Here is a 15,664-nt window from a genome sequence, read left to right on the forward strand (position 1 = left end):
CGGGTCGTGCCCGCGAGCGAACCCGACGACCACTTCTTCGTCGTCGACGGCCGCCGGTGGCGCCGGACCGACCCCGCGCTCCCCGAGGACCTCGCCGCGGCGCTCCGGTCCCACCTCGGCCGCGGGCGGGGCGGGGTCCGGCAGGCGAAGCGCGCGGGCGACGACGCCGCGCTCGCTGCGGCCCGGCACCGGAACGGCCTGGCGAAGCACGGGCTCGGCGAACGCGGTCCGGAGTGGTGGACGCGCCCCGAGGCCGACCGGGTCGCCGACGCCCGGCGGGCGCTCGAGGAGCTCGACGCGCTCGACACTCTCGACGTTCCCGACTCGCACCGATCGTGACTGCGGCGATCCGCCCGCTTCAACTGGAGCGGGGTCTCGACGCTCAGGTCCATCACCGCAGCGGCCCTGCGGAGGTGACTTCGTCAGGTCAGTCGCGGATCTGGCACATCCTGCAAGCACGGTTCCGCTCTCACGACTTGAGGCACAGCTCGAGCACGGAGACCTCGTGTTCAACCTCGTGAGCCGAACTCGGAAGATCGTAGAACCGCCCCAGGAACTGCGGCGCGATGAGGTGAGCTGGTAACGGTGCTCTCCAACTGGCAAGACGGGAGACGACCAGATCGGATCGTGTTTCGATGATCGCGTCGATCTCCGAAGCGAAAGCCTCGGAGCGAGTCATGATCACTTTTTCTGCGTGCACACCGACCGCATCGACAAGCGATCCGTAGAGTCCGAATTCATCGCTCATGGTGACTTGCCCGACCCTTGGGATCACAGAACCGCTGGGGAAGTAAGGAGGGTTGCTCACTGCCACGTCGAATTCCTGCCCCCGCTCGAGGCTTCTGTAGTCGGAAAGCACGAACGCACCATGAACCACTTGATCGATCCCGTCGAAATTTTGCTCAGCAAGCCGAAGTGCGCTCTCGCTGAGGTCGAGCAGCGTGATGGCCTCCAGCCCATCGAGCGCGGCGATGAGGTTCAGTCCGACCACGCCCGAGCCGCAACCGACGTCGATCAGAGTCCGCGTCGACCCTCCAGCGAGGCGTGCGCGCGCCGCTCGCACCAGCCGGAAGGCGTCGAGCGTGATTTGATACGCACCGGGAGCCCAGACGATCCGCGTCTCTTCGAAGATGACCTCCAGTCTCAACGCAAGTCCGGACGAGACGTAGCGAACAGCGTCTGTCAGCAGAGACCGTGGGGCGCCTCGCTCGTAGCTCCTGACCAAGCGCCCTCCGTGGAACACGCGTGTCCGGACAGAGGAGAGATCCGATGTCAACTCGATCTCGATGTCGAACATCCGCCTCTCCTCACTTGAACACATCGGTCATGAGCAATGAGAAGAGCCGCATGTCCGTGCGGCCAGAACGAAGGACTCCCGCAGAGCGCAGCAGACCCTCTTCTCGGAAACCTGCTTTCTGAGCTACACGGGCTGACGCCGAGTTACCCTGCGCCACACGCAGCTCGACCCGATCGAAGCCGACCGAGAACGCGTAGTTCGACAAGGCCGCGACCGCACGGCCGGTGATGCCCTTCCCCCGCTCGTTCTCAGCCAACCAGTAGCTGACCTCTACGATGCCTTCCCTCCAATTCGGGTTCTTCAGCGACATACAACCGACGAAGGACCCGTACAAGCGAATCGCGAACTGAACCCCGGAACCGCTGAGCCGATAGGCCTCAGCACCCCCTTCGCACCAGCTACGAGCGATAGCCCGCGTGTACGGCGAAGGCAACGGAATCCAGCGATTCACCGTCTCGTCCTGACAGGCCAGGAAACAATCATCGGCGTCCTCGGCACGGAGAGGCGTGAGGGAGATCCCGTCACCGGCGTCGATCTCCTCAGCTGGGAGCACTTGCGCTTTCATCCTTGACCTCCATCAATCTCGTGGTTCTTTGCATCGCGAAGACAACCATGCACATCGCTGCGGACACAGCCGCTGCTCTGATCACCGGTGCCGGACCGATGCGCTCGGACAGCCCACCTACGACGAGGTACGAAAGCGGGAGGAGGAATGTCGAGGGGAGCATCAGCAGAGCGCTGGTCCGACCGAGCAACTCTGCAGGAATGTTTGTCTGCAGCACCGTGTCGAAGAGCACTTTTCCCAGCTCGAGACTCGCCCCGCCGATGCAGCACCCCAGGAGACAGATCGCGAGGCGCTCTTGAGCTACACCCAACAAAGCGACCCCGAAGAGGGCTACGAACAGGCTTGCGCGGACCGCTGCCCGTCCCCGCGCCAGAACCGGTGCGGACAAGGCACCGATCAGGCCGCCGATCGCGAAGGCACCGAGCACCGCCCCGAACGCACTCGCTCCCCACGCGTCTCGCACGAGTACTGGCCCGAGCACCGTCCATGCCCCGACCGCCAGAACCGTCTGCAGAGCCCCGGCCGTCGCGTACCGCCACAGCCAGCTGGTGCACAACAGAGCAGCCGCACCCTCGCGAAGGCTTCGCGCATAGGTTCGTGGAGTCAAGGCTGGCCGCTTGTCCGTCCCGCCGACGTACAGCAGCCGGCCGAGGAATAGTGCGCTCATCCCGAAAGCCGCGCAGTTCAGGAGAATCCCCCACACGGGTGCCACGATGAGCAGGAGGAGAGCTGCGAGTGCGGGTCCCGCGATCATGGTGGAGCTCCGTGCAAGAGAGGACAGGCTGTTCGCTGAAGCGAGATCGTCGCTCGCGACGATCGCAATCAGGAGCGCCCGTGCAGACGGGGAGAACACTGCCTCGGCCAAGCCAGTGACCAGAACGGCCGCGACCGCGACCGGGAAGCAGCCCGTCGATATCCCAACAGCCACGAGAAGAGTGGTCAGAACCCGCAGTAAGTCGGCCCAGATCATGAGGTTCCGTGGCTCGAGATGCACACTCAATCCCCCGAGCACGAGATAACCAAGGAAGAGACCGATCGCGCGAGCAGCGAGTATCTCCGCGACGCTCGAGGCGTCGCCGCCGTGCTCCAGCACCGCGAGACTCGCGACCACGGTCATGAGCGACGCACCCATCAGCCCCGTCACCTGACTCAACCAGAACCGCGAGAACGCCCTGTTGCGGCGCAGCAGTGCGAACTGATTCACGTGCTGGCAACCCCGATCTGCTCGTCGGCGAGCCGCAACAGGGCGTCGGTGCCGCAGTCCTGATAGGTCTTCGGCAGGTCAGCAGCGACGAAGCGGGCGGAGGAAGCCAAGATCGCCCCGAGAACACTCCGTCCGACGCTGAGGTTGGCGAGGAGCGCCTCCGATGTCCTGAAGGCGTAGCGCCCGATGTACCGCGCCTGCACTCCCTGGGGCGCGTCGCTCCTCCGCGCCCACTTCGCTTCCCCAGCCCCGATGTCCATCATGAGGGGGTCGAACTCCCCCGGCGGGAAGCGCTCGTCGTCTTCCAGGACGACTTCAGCCGACCGACTCAACCCCAGTCGAATTGTCTCTGTGAGGCGAGCCGCCGAGGAGCCGACCACCGGCAAGTTGAACCGTTCCGCGATCGCTGAGTAGCATCTCGCTCCTGCCGAGCCCAGACACAATTCGTCTGTATGCAGCACCACGACGATCTCGCCGACCGAAACTTCACGCGCGATCGATCGAGCGGGCGTATCTGCCTTCGCTACGGAGATACGCACTCCGCGGAGCCAAGGCTCGTGCTCGAAGGCAGTCAGCGCATCGTCACGGACCAGGATCGTGGTTTCCAATCCTTCAGTCTCCTCAAGCACCCACTCGAGCAACGCTCTTCCTGCGACCTGGACGAGCGCCTTCGGACCGGGCGACGAGACCCGGGTGCCGAGACCGCCCGCCAGGATGATGGCCCTCACCGGAGCGCCGAATCCATACGCGCCGTCACACCGGTGAGCAACTGCAGTGCCCGGGCATCTTTCGCAATCCGCCGGGACCGGTAGATCCGTCCCGAACTCTCGAACAAGCACTCAGCGATCCGCATACCGTTCGCCTCGAGGCTCAGGCCGGTCATGACTGCATCGATTGCTAGGTCGGCCATACCCGGACTGACGAACACCTCGGCCGCTCCGTCGATCGGAACGAGCGTCATACGACGGCGCAGGGGGTGACGTCGGATCCAGTCGCTGGCGATGTTCGGGTACTGGCTGACGACGGTGAGAGATCGGGTGACATCCTCGAGCTCTTCATCGTCGTCACGCCGCACAACGCACAACTTCGTGCGCTGGATGCCGAGGTCCTTCACCATGCGCAACTGCGACGCTGTCCCCGACTCGACGACGTAGTCGTGCGCGGAGACGCACGCATCCAGGGCGCCGCTCGCTACTAACCTCGGAAGGTCCGTGGATCTGGCGAGGACGACCAGGATTCCGTCTGCACGGAAAGTGAGACTCCTACTGTCGGAGCCCCATCCCTTCCAGTCGAGAGCCTCCCGCACTTCCGCACGCAACCTGCCCTGGTTCGGCACCCCGAATCGTAGAGCCTCTCTTCGCTCGACGCGTGGCAGATCAAGGAACGATCTCGCTTCACTCATCCACACTTCTTTCTATCTCGAACACCTCGCGCAAGTACGCCAGGCGATCGGTACCGAAGATGACCACTCGCACCGAGCCGATGTCAGGCCCTGCGTCGCCGGGCACTGCGAACAACACATCACTCGGCCGCTCTTCGAAACGTTCGCTCTGTTCGACGACCGGAACTCTCCTCGACTTGTCCCGAACTTGTACGAAGACAGTCCCCGATGTCGTCTCGTCGGACATCGGTAGGCGCACCAAGTGACGTTCACCAGCCAGTACAGGTCTGTCCACATCCAAGAAGGTCGCGGGACCATCGCCCTGGGCGGAAGCCCGCTTGACGCCGCAACCGCTGCACCAAGAGATCAACCAGCGCTGCGCCACACCGCTCGTCGTTTGCCAGACCGTCCCCGAACACATGGCGCAGAATCGTCCGGAATGTGTCGAGCTGCTCGGTGCGAGCCGCGCTCTACCGATCATCGCTTTCTGGAGAACGTCTCCGTGACCCGATCCTGACCCGAGTAGGCCCTCTTCGACGCAGTGCTCCCAGCCAGTCCTGATCGCGCGATGAATGCGATCGCGCAGGTCGGCCTGCGGCGTCGCTGCGGAGAAGTATGCTCTCGTCTCCAGTGTCGCGAGCCCGGATATCAACCTCCCCTGCTCCGCAAGTCGTCGGCCAAGCGCGCTGTTGGCGCCCACGTGCGCAACGGCGGCCAGGATGACCTCTTCGATGGCCCGTAATCGCTTCACCTGAGACGGCGCTCTCGTCGGGAAGGACCGTGGCAGGTTCGACGAGGCGTCCGGGTGTTCTTCGGCCTCGTCCCCCCCAGCGGGCACCAGGAGGACGTACGCGCCATCCACCTCCGGTAGATCGTTCAAGTTCTGGACGATGTTCTCGACCGAGTCACCGGCCATCCAGCTGTCCTCGATGACAGCGATCTGCCTTCGGTTGACGATCACCTGCCTCGTCGAAGCAACCACCTTCGAGAAGCCAGCTTCAAGGAGCGTCCACGCGAGACTCAGGCCCGGCGAGCCGAGCTGGGCTGCGAGGTTTGCGCTGTTGCAAGAAAGGAGGAAACACACGTCGCCTCGCATGTTCGCCGCAAACTTCACGCAGCGCACCGCTCGCGATTTTCGGCACGCCCCGCCTGCTCTGCAGCCGTCAGCCGCGCTGTGCGTGCCCACCGAGACGCGCGCGCCACACAGACACGAATCGCCGAGCAGGAGATGCAAGCCGTCGCCGTGGCCGGCAAGCAAGTACCCTCGCTCGGCCCGAGAAGCACGCCCTCGCAGTTCGAAGCGCGACTGCCAGTTCGGCGGGGGCGCCGTTGCAACGGCGAGAGCGCCGCCTGGAAGCCGGACTCGGACGTACGGGGGCTTGGAGTCGCGTCTTGCTCGAGATGCAACACCCTCCAGCTCATCGAAGGTCAGCCGCACTTCCATCGCCTCAGACTGCACGATCACTGCCGATCGCCTCGATCCTCGACAGAAGACCGTCGCCAACACTTCGCACCGTCAACAACTGCCTCCCGTAACGTTGCTGGAACCGGTTGGTGACGAAATCACCTACACGGCAATCGTCGACCGCTTCTCGCCGGGCCTGGATCGGTAGGACGGAAAGGCGAGATGCGTTTGCACGCATCTCATCGACGTACCCGCTGTCGACGAGATCGACATTGGCATCCCGAATCCCCCTGGCGGCGGGGCGCACCGCGAGCCCAGGATTTCGGGTCAACGCTGTCAGCGGTAGACGAACAGCTCGGGCGGCGAAACAGTTGAGGTGCACTGGCCGCCCTCGCCCATCGCACCACACTCGGCCGCGGCGACCCGAAAGGGCGCTGAGCCAAAGCCTGCTCGCTTCGGAGTCGACGGCGTCGAACACGTCCAGGAGCTTCGGTGCCCCCGCATCGATACGGCAGTCTTCGTGCGGCATCTCGGACAGGCGGACGGTGATCTCTACCTGAGTCAGCTCGTTGTCGACCCCCGGGCCGGCCACGATCACATCAGCGGCCCGGATCTGGTCGGCGTCGATCACGAGACGAATTGCAAGTGCTTCGAGCAAGGGACTCGTCAAGCCCTCATGAGAAGACTCGCCCAGTATGTCTCCCCCCGCATCGACCAGAACCACGCGCTCGTGGACGTCCTTCGAGACCAACGCGTTCAACACGCCGGCGGACCAGGACAAGTCGTCGACATCGAGCAGGTGCAAGCTCCCGGGTAGGTTCTGGGCCAGAGTGCGCACCTGATCCCACCTGCCGTCGATGGTGAACGTCTCAGGGTCGACCCGGCCATGAGCCGCTCGGTCTACCCCATGCAGTGCCGACCATGGGCTGTAGCCGGCAGACAGAGCGTCACGACGCCAAGCGAACGTGACAAAACTGTCGATCGGACTCACCTCAGAAAGGGCGGCAGCGACGATGAGATCGCCCGGCCCTCCGGCGGCCATGTACACGGTCACTGTTCTCCCCAGTGGTAGGGCGGCTCGCTCCCCGTGTCGTGGAGGGGAGCGAGCCGTGAATTCACCAGCTCATCAAGTTGCCCTCGGGAAGCTGTGCGATGTCGATCGACTCGATCTCCTCGATCAGCGCTTCAAGAGCGTTCTTCGTTTCCACGGCGAATCACCCCCCTTCTCCACTCGCGCCACGCTGTAGCGGCAGTCTCACCCTACTATTGTAGTACGTCACATGCCACATCTCGGTTCGTGGTCGTGGCTGCCCACGGACAGCGCGTTTGTCGAGGGGAGGTGGCGGCAGCCGTGTGGCGTCCATCGGCGGACGTCATCCTTCGTTCTCCACGACCTGCCCGGTCTGAGTGCTTCCGCCCGGCTCGGTCGAGTCGAACGGCGCCATGGAGTCGATTCGAGACGCAGAACTCAGGGTTACCTTCGGTTGACGTCGAGCGACTCGCGCCGCGGTCGGGATCGACGCGGAATCGGAGGATGTGTCGAGCCTGGACGACCGTCAAAAGCTGCCTGGTGCACACCGCCAGAACAGTGGTCTAACAGGTCCTCCGAGACGCTCGTACACGTCGAGTCGTTCCCCGTGGTTCTGCCGGCAAGCCCCGTCTCGGTCCGAGAGGAGAGGACGTTGGACGCCGGCGAAGGTGTTGTGAGATTGGCCTCGATGGGAGAGCAGGTCCGGCTGAACCCTTCGGGCTGTGCCGATCACGCGAACCGCGCAGGCAGCTACACCCGGAGTACAGCGCTTGGTTGCCCCCGGGCGTCGGCCTACGCTCGCGCTACGCCTCGGTGTGGCCGAGGTCGGGCTCGGTGAGCAGGCAGACCCGGCGTGCGGCCGACGCGTGCACCTCGAACACGACGACCTCGTTGCGGCCGGCCCGCAGCACCGGACCCGGCACGGCGAGGGTCCGCTGCGGCCCGCGCGACCAGTACCGGCCGAGGCAGAACCCGTTGACCCAGGCGACGCCCTTCCGGAAGCCGTCGAGCGACAGGTACCGGTCCCCCGGTTCCGCGAGCTCGAACGACCCCGCGGCGAACACCGGCCCGGCGAGCACGTCGCCGTCCGTCGGGACCGCGTCGGCGAGCAGGGACAGCGCGGTGGGGGCGATCGGGTCGAGGGCGAGCGGTGACGCGGTCCACCGGGCGACCGGGACCCCGTCGACGGCGACCCCGCCGAGCAGGCCCTTCGGCTCGCCGATGCGGGGGCCGTAGTCGACCCGCCCCTGGTCCTCGACGAGCAGCTCGAGCGTGCCGGTGACCGGCGGGAGCGCGACGGCCCGGTCGTGGTGCTCGCGTTCGAGCACGCCGACCACGACGCCGTCGACGGAGACGACCGCACGGTCGCGGACCTCGGTGCCGACGGTGAGGACGCCGCCGTCCGGCAGGTCGACCTCGGCGCGGTACAGGACGAAGCCGCTGGCCGCCCCGAGCGCGTCGAAGGTCGGCGGCTCGTCGTGCGTCGACCAGTCGGTGAGCGCGGGTAGCAGGGAGCGCAGCGACGCGACCCGGTCGAGGCGGACGGCGACGTCCGCGGCGGGCGCGGGGCGCGCCTCCCGGCCGGTGCCGGACGCACCCGGTGCCGACGCGACCGGTGCCGACGCGACCGGTGCCGACGCACCCGGCGCGGAGCCAGCTGCTCCGGATGCCAGCGCGGCGGGCGCGTCCTCGTCCAGGTGACCGGACCCGCCCGGCTGCATCGAGGCGGGCAGCGGCGGGACGGGCGCGTAGCGCTCGATCACCGCGCGGAACGCGTGGAACTTGTCGGTGGGGCGACCGGCCTCGTCGAGCGGGGCGTCGTAGTCGTACGACGTCGCGATCGGGCGGTAGACGCCCTTGTCGTTCGCACCGTTCGTGAAGCCGAAGTTCGTGCCCCCGTGGAACATGTAGATGTTCACGGAGCCGCCGGCGGCCAGCAGGACGTCGAGGTCCTCGGCGCTCGCGGACGCGGGCGTGGTGTGGTGGTGCTCGCCCCAGCTGTCGAACCAGCCGTCCCAGAACTCCGAGCACATGAGCGGACCGGTGGGCTGGGCCTGGCGCAGGCGGGCGAGCCGCTCGGTGGACCTCGAGCCGAAGGACCCGGTCTTGTGCAGCGACGGCAGCGACCCGTCCTCGAGCATGGTGCCCATCGGCTGGTCGACGCTCGTGAACGGCACGGTCAGCCCGACGTCGCGGTGCATCTGCTCGAGCTTCGTCAGGTAGACGGGGTCGGAGCCGTACGCGCCGTACTCGTTCTCGACCTGCACGAGCACGATCGGCCCGCCCTGGTCGACCTGCCGCGGGACGAGCACGGGGGCGAGCTGCTCCAGGTACTGCCGCACGGCGGCCAGGAAGCCGGGCTCGTCGCGGCGCACACCCACGGAGCCGTCCGCGAAGAGCCAGTACGGCAGGCCGCCGTTCGACCACTCGGCGCAGATGTACGGGCCGGGGCGGACGATGGCGTGCATGCCCTCGGCGGCGACGAGGTCGAGGAACCGCCCGAGGTCGAGGCCACCGGTCAGGTCGAACTCGCCGGGACGCGGCGCGTGGGCGTTCCACGCGACGTAGGTCTCGATGGTGTTGAGGCCCATGAGCCGGGCCTTGCGGATCCGGTCCTGCCACAGGTCGGGGTGGACGCGGAAGTAGTGGATCGCGCCGGAGAGCACCCGGTGCGGCTCGCCGTCGAGCAGGAAGTCGGTGTCGCCGATGGCGAAGCGCATGGTGTGACCCTCTCAGGGATCGGGGCCGTGCGGAAGATCCGCACGGCCCCGAGGTGGTGGTGGGACGTCTTACTTGCTGGTGACCGTGAAGCCCTGGTCGTTGCCGTACTTCACGAGGGCCTTCTGCCAGGCCTCGAGCCCGCTCTCGAGCGAGGTGCCGTTCTCGTACGACTGGCCGACGGTGTCCGCGTAGACGCTGTTCGCGTACACCTGGTAGGGCAGGTAGGTGAAGTCGGTGGCCGAGGTCTTCGACGCGTCGACGAGCACCTTGTTGATCTCCTGGCCGCCGAAGTACTCCGGCTTCTCCTGCAGGAACGCGCTGGAGTCGAGGTCGGCGGTGGTCGACGGGAAGCCGCCGGACTCCATGAAGACCTTCGTCGACTCCTTGGACGAGTTGAGCCACTTCAGGAAGCCCGCGGCGAGGGCCGGGTTCTTCGACTGCTTCATGACCGCCTCGGCGCTGCCGCCGTTGCTCGCGGTCTGTGCCTGGCCGCCGTCGTACGTCGGCATCGGGGCGACGCGCCAGTCACCCTTCGACTCGGGGACGCTGGCCATCAGGTTGCCGGGCATCCAGGCACCGGTGATCATCGTGGCGATCTGGCCGTTGCCGAGCTGCTTGTACCAGTCGTCGGTCCAGCCGGTGGTCTTCGACAGGAGCCCCTGCTCGACGAGCTGGTCCCAGGTCTTGGTCCACTTCTTCGTGCCCGCGTCCTCGAGGTTGATCGTGACCTGGTCGCCCTTCGTGGTGAAGGGGGTGCCGCCGGCCTGGGCGATCATGCTCGTGGTGAAGCCGGCGTCGCCGGAGTCCGCCGCGATGTACTTCGACGGGTCGGCCTCGTGCAGCTTCTTCGCCGCGGCGACGTACTCGTCCCACGTCTTCGGCACGGCGATGCCGTACTGGTCGAAGACCTTCTCGTTGTAGAACAGCGCCATGGGGCCGGAGTCCTGCGGCAGGCCGTAGACCTTGCCGTCCATCGCGACGTTGCTCCAGGTGCCCTTCGAGAACTTGCTCTCGAGCTTGTCGAAGCCGTACGACTTGAGGTCGACGAGCGAGTCCGACAGCGCGAACTGCGGCAGGGCGTAGTACTCGACCTGCGCGACGTCGGGGGCGCCCGAGCCGGCCTTGATCGTGTTCTGCAGCTTCGTGTACTGGTCGGCACCGGTGCCGGCGTTGACGATCTTGACCTTCACCTTGGGGTACTGCTTCTCGAACGCGGCGACCTGGTCCTTGGCCGAGGGGGTCCAGGACCAGTACGTCAGCGTGCCGCCGTCCTTGAGTGCCTTGTCGATGTCGCCGGACGAGCCGCCGGCGGACGAGCCACCGGAGGCGCAGGCCGCGAGGGCGATGGCGGCGGTGACGCCGATGGCGAGGGCGCTGAACCCGCGCCGGATGCGCTTGTGCATGGTGCCTTCCACTTCTTCGTGATCGGGGATGTTCCGTGGTGCAGGTGGTGCGCCGGTGCCGGACCGGCCGCACCGCGGGCGGTGCGGACGCCGGCCGGCGCCGGGTCGTGCGGTGGTGCTGCGGTGCGGTCCGGGGCGGACCGGCACCGTGCCTCCCGGCCGACGGTCCGAGGTGGACCGGCAGCCGGGTGGCGGGATCAGGCCTTGACGGACCCGGCCGCGAGGCCGGACTGCCAGAAGCGCTGCAGGAAGAGGAACGCGACCACGATCGGGATGATCGTGAGGAGCGATCCGGTGACGACGAGGTTGTAGATCGGCTGCGCGCCGGAGCCGGTGGCCTGCGCGTTCCACTGGTTCAGGCCGACGGTCAGCGGGTACCACTTCGGGTCGCTCAGCATGATGAGCGGCAGGAAGTAGTTGTTCCAGGTCGCGACGACCGCGAACAGCAGGACCGTCACGACGCCCGGGGCGAGGAGCTTCAGCGCGATGGTGAAGAAGATCCGAAACTCGCCGGCGCCGTCCATGCGGGCGGCCTCGATGAGTTCGGTCGGGATCGCGTCGATCGCGTAGGTCCAGATCAGGTACATGCCGAACGGGCTGATCAGCGACGGCAGGATGATCGCCCACGGGGTGTTCGTCAGGCCGAACTGCGAGAACAGCAGGAAGGTCGGGACGGCGAGGGCGGTGCCGGGCACCGCGATCGCGCCGAGGACGACCGCGAACACCGCGCGGCGGCCGGGGAACTGGAACTTGGCCATGCCGTAGCCGGCGACCGTCGCGAGCAGGGTCGCACCGCCGGCGCCGACGACGACGTACAGCAGCGTGTTGCCGAGCCACTGGACGAAGATGCCGTCGTCGTAGGTCAGCGTGTCGACGATGTTCTGCCAGAGGGTGAAGTCGCCGCCGAACCACAGGCCGAAGGTCGACAGGAGCGACGACTGCGTCTTCGTGCTGTTCACGAGCAGGTAGAACAGCGGCGCGAACGAGTAGACGACGAAGACCACCATTACCGCGGTCAGCAGGCCGGAGCGCTTCACCTTGCGTCCGTCGACAGGCTTGCGGGGCTTCCGGGAGGCGCGGCTCGTCACGGCGCGCGGGTCGCGCTGCGTCGTGGTCGCCTCGGTGACGGTCGCCGGGCCGGCGGGGTGCTGCAGGGTGCTCATCGGTTCTCCTGGCGGGTTCCGCGGACCTGGACGACGTAGGCGATCACGGCGGTGATGACGCCCATGACGATGGCGACCGTGGCGGAGTAGTTGAACTGCTGGCCGCTGAAGGACAGCGAGTAGGCGTACATGTTCGGGGTGAAGGCGCTGCCGATGACGTTCGGGGCCAGGGTCTTCAGCAGGTTCGGCTCGTTGAAGAGCTGGAAGCTGCCGATGATCGAGAAGATCGTCGCGATCACCATCGGGCCGCGGAGTGCGGGGATCTTGATCGAGAACACCGTGCGCATCGGGCCGGCACCGTCGAGCTCGGCGGCCTCGTACAGCTCGCCCGGCACCGTGCGGAGCGCGGCGTAGAAGATGAGCATGTTGTAGCCCAGGAACTCCCACGTCACGACGTTGCCGATCGAGGTGAGCACCCAGTCCGGGCTGAACGGCTGCAGCAGGTCGATGCCCATGGCCTGGTTGGCGGCACCGGTCAGACCGAACTGGTTGCCGTAGATGAAGCCCCAGATGAGCGCCGCGACGACACCGGGGACCGCGTAGGGCAGGAACACCGCGATGCGGAAGAAGCCGGTCCCCCACAGGCGGGCGCTGTCGAGCGCGAGGGCGGCGACGAGCGCGAGGCCGAGCATGATCGGGACCTGCACGACGAGGAACAGCGCGACGCGGCCGAGGCCGGACCAGAACTTGGCGTCCTGGAACAGCTGCACGTAGTTGGCGAACCAGACGAACTGGTTGCCGCCGATGAGCTGGTCGCGGAACAGACTGAGCCAGAGCGCGTAGCCGATCGGGACGATGAGCATGGCCACGAGGACCACGACGAACGGGCCGACGAAGAGCCAGCCGGTGAACCGCCCCCGGGGCTTGGGGCGGCGAGCGGTCGGCCGCGGGGCGGAGGCCGCCTCGGCCGGACGCGCTGCGAGCGTGCTCATGTGACTCCCTCGTCTGGTGCGTTCGTGTGCCGACCGGATCCGGTGCTGCTCGGTCCGTGGTCGGGGGACGTCGATGTTGACGTCAACATCGAACGTCGGAACCGTAGCATGGCAACGTCAACATGCGCTACCGTTCGGGAGTCCTGCGCCGTCGCAGGTCGGCACGGAACCCCGTCCGCACCCGTCACGGCCCCACAGCACCAGCAGCCTCGAGGAGCGCCCGTGTCGACCGACCTGACGGCTGGCCGCCGTGCGCCGTCGATGGCCGCCGTGGCCGAGGCCGCCGGTGTGTCGATGCAGACCGTGTCCCGCGTCGCCCGGGGCTTCGACAACGTCAGCCCGGACACCCGCGACCGCGTGCAGCGGGCGATGGACGAACTCGGCTACCGGCCGAACCGCGCCGCCCGGGCCCTGCGCTCCGGACGCTTCCGCACCATCGGCGTGATCATGTTCTCGCTCGCGTCCTTCGGCAACATGCGCACGCTCGAGGCGATCGCCGAGGCGGCCGTCGCGGCGGACTTCACCATCACGCTGCTGCCGATGGCGTCGCGCACCGAGGAGGGCGTCCGCTCGGCCTTCTCGCGCCTGCACGAACAGGCCGTCGACGGCGTCGTGATCATCATCGAGTCGCACATCATCGACACTGCCGAGGTCGTGCTGCCCGACGGCGTGCCGATGGTCGTCGTCGACTCCACCGGCACCACCGACCACCCCTCGATCGACACCGACCAGGCCGACGGCGCTCGGCAGGCCACGCAGCACCTGCTCGACCTCGGGCACGAGACCGTCTGGCACGTCGCCGGGCCGACCTCGTCGTACTCCGCCGCCCGCCGGCTCGCCGCGTGGCAGGACACGCTCGAACGTGCCGGCCGTCCGGTCCCGCCGGTGTTCCACGGCGGCTGGACGACCGAGCACGGCTACCGGGCGGGCCTCGAGATCGCCGACCGACCCGAGGTGACCGCGGTGTTCGCCGCGAACGACCAGACCGCGCTCGGCGTCCTGCGTGCGGCGCACGAACGGGGTCGCGCCGTCCCGTCGTCGTTGAGCGTCGTGGGGTTCGACGACTCCCCCGAGGCCGACTCGTTCTGGCCGCCGCTGACCACCGTGCACCAGTCCTTCGACGAGGTCGGGCGGCGCGCGGTCGCGAACCTGCTCGACCAGATCGACGGCGTCCCGGTGCGGGGCGAGACCGACCTGGTGCCGGTCCGGCTGGTCGAACGCGCGAGCACGGCACCGCCGCAGGGCTGAGCGGTGCCGGCGCGGGGCGAGCGGCTCGGCCGCGGGGCTGAGCGGCACCGCCGCAGGGCTGAGCGGCGCCGGCGCGGGGCAAGCCGGCAACGGCGCGGGGCCGATCGGCACCGCCGCCGGGACGGTCGGCGCCACCCGTCCCCTAGGCTCGTCCGATGGAACTCGTCGCCCCCGCCACCCGGTACTTCCCGTCGTTCCGCCGCGCCCTCGACGAGTGGGACGGCGCCCACCAGGACGGTGCCGGCATCCGCGACGCCGACGCCCTGACCGACCGCGCGGGCTTCGACGAGTGGGTCGGGCAGCTCCTCGACGAGGAGACCACGCCCGCGAGCCCGAACCACGTGACGTGCACGTACCGCTGGCTCGTCGAGGGCGACGAGTACCTCGGCAGCATCGCCCTCCGGCACGAACTGAACGACTTCCTCCGCGAGACCGGCGGCCACGTCGGCTACGGCGTCCGTCCCTCCGCCCGCGGTCGGGGCCTGGCCGCCGAGGCACTCGCCCGGGTCGTCGTGCTGGCCGCCGAGCGCGGCATGCCCGAGCTCCTGGTCACCTGCGACGCCGCGAACCCCGCATCCCGCCGCACGATCCAGCGCGCCGGCGGCCGCCTGCAGGACGAGGTCCCCGGCCCCGACGACCACCGGCTCCAGCGCTGGTGGATCCGCACCGGCGCGCGCCACGCACCGGACGTCGACACGGTCGACATCGTCGGCGGACCCGAGCCGCTCACGGTCGGCATGCACGAGCACGACCCGGCGTGGGCCGACCGCTACCGGGAGCACCGCGACCGGATCACCGCGGCGCTCGCGGACCTGCCGGTCCAGGTCCAGCACATCGGGTCGACGGCGGTCCCCGGGCTGGCCGCCAAACCGATCGTCGACATCGTCGTCGCGGTCCCGGACGTCACCGACGAGGACGCCTGGCTGCGCCCCCTGCTCGACGCCGGGTACGAGCTGCGCGTCCGCGAACCGGGCCACCGGCTCGTCCGGACGCCGACCCGCGACACCCACGTGCACGTCTACGACCGCGGCGCGACGGCGATCGAGGACTACCTGCTCCTGCGCGACCAGCTGCGCCGCGACCCCGACGACCGGCAGCGGTACGAGGCGGTGAAGCGCGCGCTCGTGGAGCGCACGTGGGACGACACGAACGCGTACGCCGACGCGAAGACCGAGGTCGTCACGGCGATCCGGGAGCGGGCCCGCGCGGCGCGGTGACGTCGGGGTCGCGCACGGCGGGGACGTCGGAGCGGCGGGCGTCCGGACCGAGCGGGCCGGACGACCGGGACGACCGGACCGGGAGGGCCGGGAGGGCC

Annotated in this window: 14 protein-coding genes; 3 read left to right on the forward strand and 11 right to left on the reverse strand. The window is 68.0% G+C overall.

Annotated elements, in window-relative coordinates; genetic code table 11:
• Window positions 1–6: 6 nt before the first annotated feature.
• Window positions 7–339, forward strand: coding sequence for a biopolymer transporter Tol (locus tag BEP24_RS08180; RefSeq protein WP_065962197.1), 333 nt, complete (start codon window positions 7–9; stop codon window positions 337–339).
• 130 nt (window positions 340–469) lie between these two features.
• Here BEP24_RS08180 and BEP24_RS08185 read toward each other — a convergent pair whose 3' ends face one another.
• The 11 genes from BEP24_RS08185 to BEP24_RS08235 form a co-directional block, all read right to left on the reverse strand.
• On the reverse strand, window positions 470–1,297 hold the full coding sequence (locus tag BEP24_RS08185) for a methyltransferase (RefSeq protein WP_065962199.1): 828 nt from the start codon (window positions 1,295–1,297) through the stop codon (window positions 470–472).
• A gap of 10 nt (window positions 1,298–1,307) precedes the next feature.
• Window positions 1,308–1,850, reverse strand: a complete 543-nt coding sequence (locus BEP24_RS08190) for a GNAT family N-acetyltransferase (RefSeq protein ID WP_171898757.1) — start codon at window positions 1,848–1,850, stop codon at window positions 1,308–1,310.
• The gene (locus BEP24_RS08195) at window positions 1,837–3,066 is read right to left on the reverse strand and encodes an MFS transporter (RefSeq protein WP_065962202.1); all 1,230 of its coding nucleotides are present in this window, start codon (window positions 3,064–3,066) and stop codon (window positions 1,837–1,839) included. Before BEP24_RS08195 ends, BEP24_RS08190 begins: the two co-directional genes overlap by 14 nt.
• Window positions 3,063–3,794 (reverse strand): NTP transferase domain-containing protein, encoded by a 732-nt coding sequence (locus tag BEP24_RS08200; protein ID WP_065962205.1) that lies wholly within the window; start codon window positions 3,792–3,794, stop codon window positions 3,063–3,065. The genes BEP24_RS08195 and BEP24_RS08200 overlap by 4 nt, the downstream gene beginning before the upstream one ends.
• Window positions 3,791–4,468, reverse strand: a complete 678-nt coding sequence (gene hisG, locus BEP24_RS08205) for an ATP phosphoribosyltransferase (RefSeq protein ID WP_141693396.1) — start codon at window positions 4,466–4,468, stop codon at window positions 3,791–3,793. Before hisG ends, BEP24_RS08200 begins: the two co-directional genes overlap by 4 nt.
• Window positions 4,461–5,561 carry a hypothetical protein gene (locus BEP24_RS08210; RefSeq protein WP_065962208.1) on the reverse strand — a complete coding sequence of 367 codons (1,101 nt, stop codon included), beginning with the start codon at window positions 5,559–5,561 and terminating at the stop codon, window positions 4,461–4,463. The genes hisG and BEP24_RS08210 overlap by 8 nt, the downstream gene beginning before the upstream one ends.
• 334 nt (window positions 5,562–5,895) lie before the next feature.
• Window positions 5,896–6,906 carry a DUF1152 domain-containing protein gene (locus tag BEP24_RS08215; protein ID WP_065962211.1) on the reverse strand — a complete coding sequence of 337 codons (1,011 nt, stop codon included), beginning with the start codon at window positions 6,904–6,906 and terminating at the stop codon, window positions 5,896–5,898.
• 779 nt (window positions 6,907–7,685) lie between these two features.
• Window positions 7,686–9,602, reverse strand: a complete 1,917-nt coding sequence (locus tag BEP24_RS08220; protein WP_065962213.1) for a beta-galactosidase — start codon at window positions 9,600–9,602, stop codon at window positions 7,686–7,688.
• Window positions 9,603–9,671: 69 nt separating this feature from the next.
• Window positions 9,672–11,006, reverse strand: coding sequence for a sugar ABC transporter substrate-binding protein (locus BEP24_RS08225; protein ID WP_171898759.1), 1,335 nt, complete (start codon window positions 11,004–11,006; stop codon window positions 9,672–9,674).
• Window positions 11,007–11,203: 197 nt separating this feature from the next.
• Window positions 11,204–12,169, reverse strand: coding sequence for a carbohydrate ABC transporter permease (locus tag BEP24_RS08230; RefSeq protein ID WP_065962216.1), 966 nt, complete (start codon window positions 12,167–12,169; stop codon window positions 11,204–11,206).
• The gene (locus BEP24_RS08235) at window positions 12,166–13,101 is read right to left on the reverse strand and encodes a sugar ABC transporter permease (protein WP_065962218.1); all 936 of its coding nucleotides are present in this window, start codon (window positions 13,099–13,101) and stop codon (window positions 12,166–12,168) included. The genes BEP24_RS08230 and BEP24_RS08235 overlap by 4 nt, the downstream gene beginning before the upstream one ends.
• 222 nt (window positions 13,102–13,323) lie before the next feature.
• Between BEP24_RS08235 and BEP24_RS08240 the strand changes: the two genes are divergently transcribed.
• Window positions 13,324–14,349: a LacI family DNA-binding transcriptional regulator gene (locus BEP24_RS08240; RefSeq protein WP_065962223.1), complete on the forward strand. Its 1,026-nt coding sequence runs from the start codon at window positions 13,324–13,326 to the stop codon at window positions 14,347–14,349.
• Between the two features lie 155 nt (window positions 14,350–14,504).
• The gene (locus tag BEP24_RS18040) at window positions 14,505–15,566 is read left to right on the forward strand and encodes a GNAT family N-acetyltransferase (RefSeq protein ID WP_083230222.1); all 1,062 of its coding nucleotides are present in this window, start codon (window positions 14,505–14,507) and stop codon (window positions 15,564–15,566) included.
• The last annotated feature ends 98 nt before the right edge of the window (window positions 15,567–15,664 follow it).

The organism is Curtobacterium sp. UCD-KPL2560 (genome assembly GCF_001705035.1).
In the GTDB taxonomy this organism is placed as follows: Bacteria; Actinomycetota; Actinomycetes; order Actinomycetales; family Microbacteriaceae; genus Curtobacterium.

Coding starts and splice junctions, on each gene's coding strand:
- BEP24_RS08185 (WP_065962199.1), bottom strand. CDS start 1,297: ATGTTCGACATCGAGATCGAGTTGACATCGGATCTCTCCTCTGTCCGG.
- BEP24_RS08225 (WP_171898759.1), bottom strand. CDS start 11,006: ATGCACAAGCGCATCCGGCGCGGGTTCAGCGCCCTCGCCATCGGCGTC.
- BEP24_RS08230 (WP_065962216.1), bottom strand. CDS start 12,169: ATGAGCACCCTGCAGCACCCCGCCGGCCCGGCGACCGTCACCGAGGCG.
- BEP24_RS18040 (WP_083230222.1), top strand. CDS start 14,505: ATGGAACTCGTCGCCCCCGCCACCCGGTACTTCCCGTCGTTCCGCCGC.
- hisG (WP_141693396.1), bottom strand. CDS start 4,468: ATGAGTGAAGCGAGATCGTTCCTTGATCTGCCACGCGTCGAGCGAAGA.
- BEP24_RS08220 (WP_065962213.1), bottom strand. CDS start 9,602: ATGCGCTTCGCCATCGGCGACACCGACTTCCTGCTCGACGGCGAGCCG.
- BEP24_RS08235 (WP_065962218.1), bottom strand. CDS start 13,101: ATGAGCACGCTCGCAGCGCGTCCGGCCGAGGCGGCCTCCGCCCCGCGG.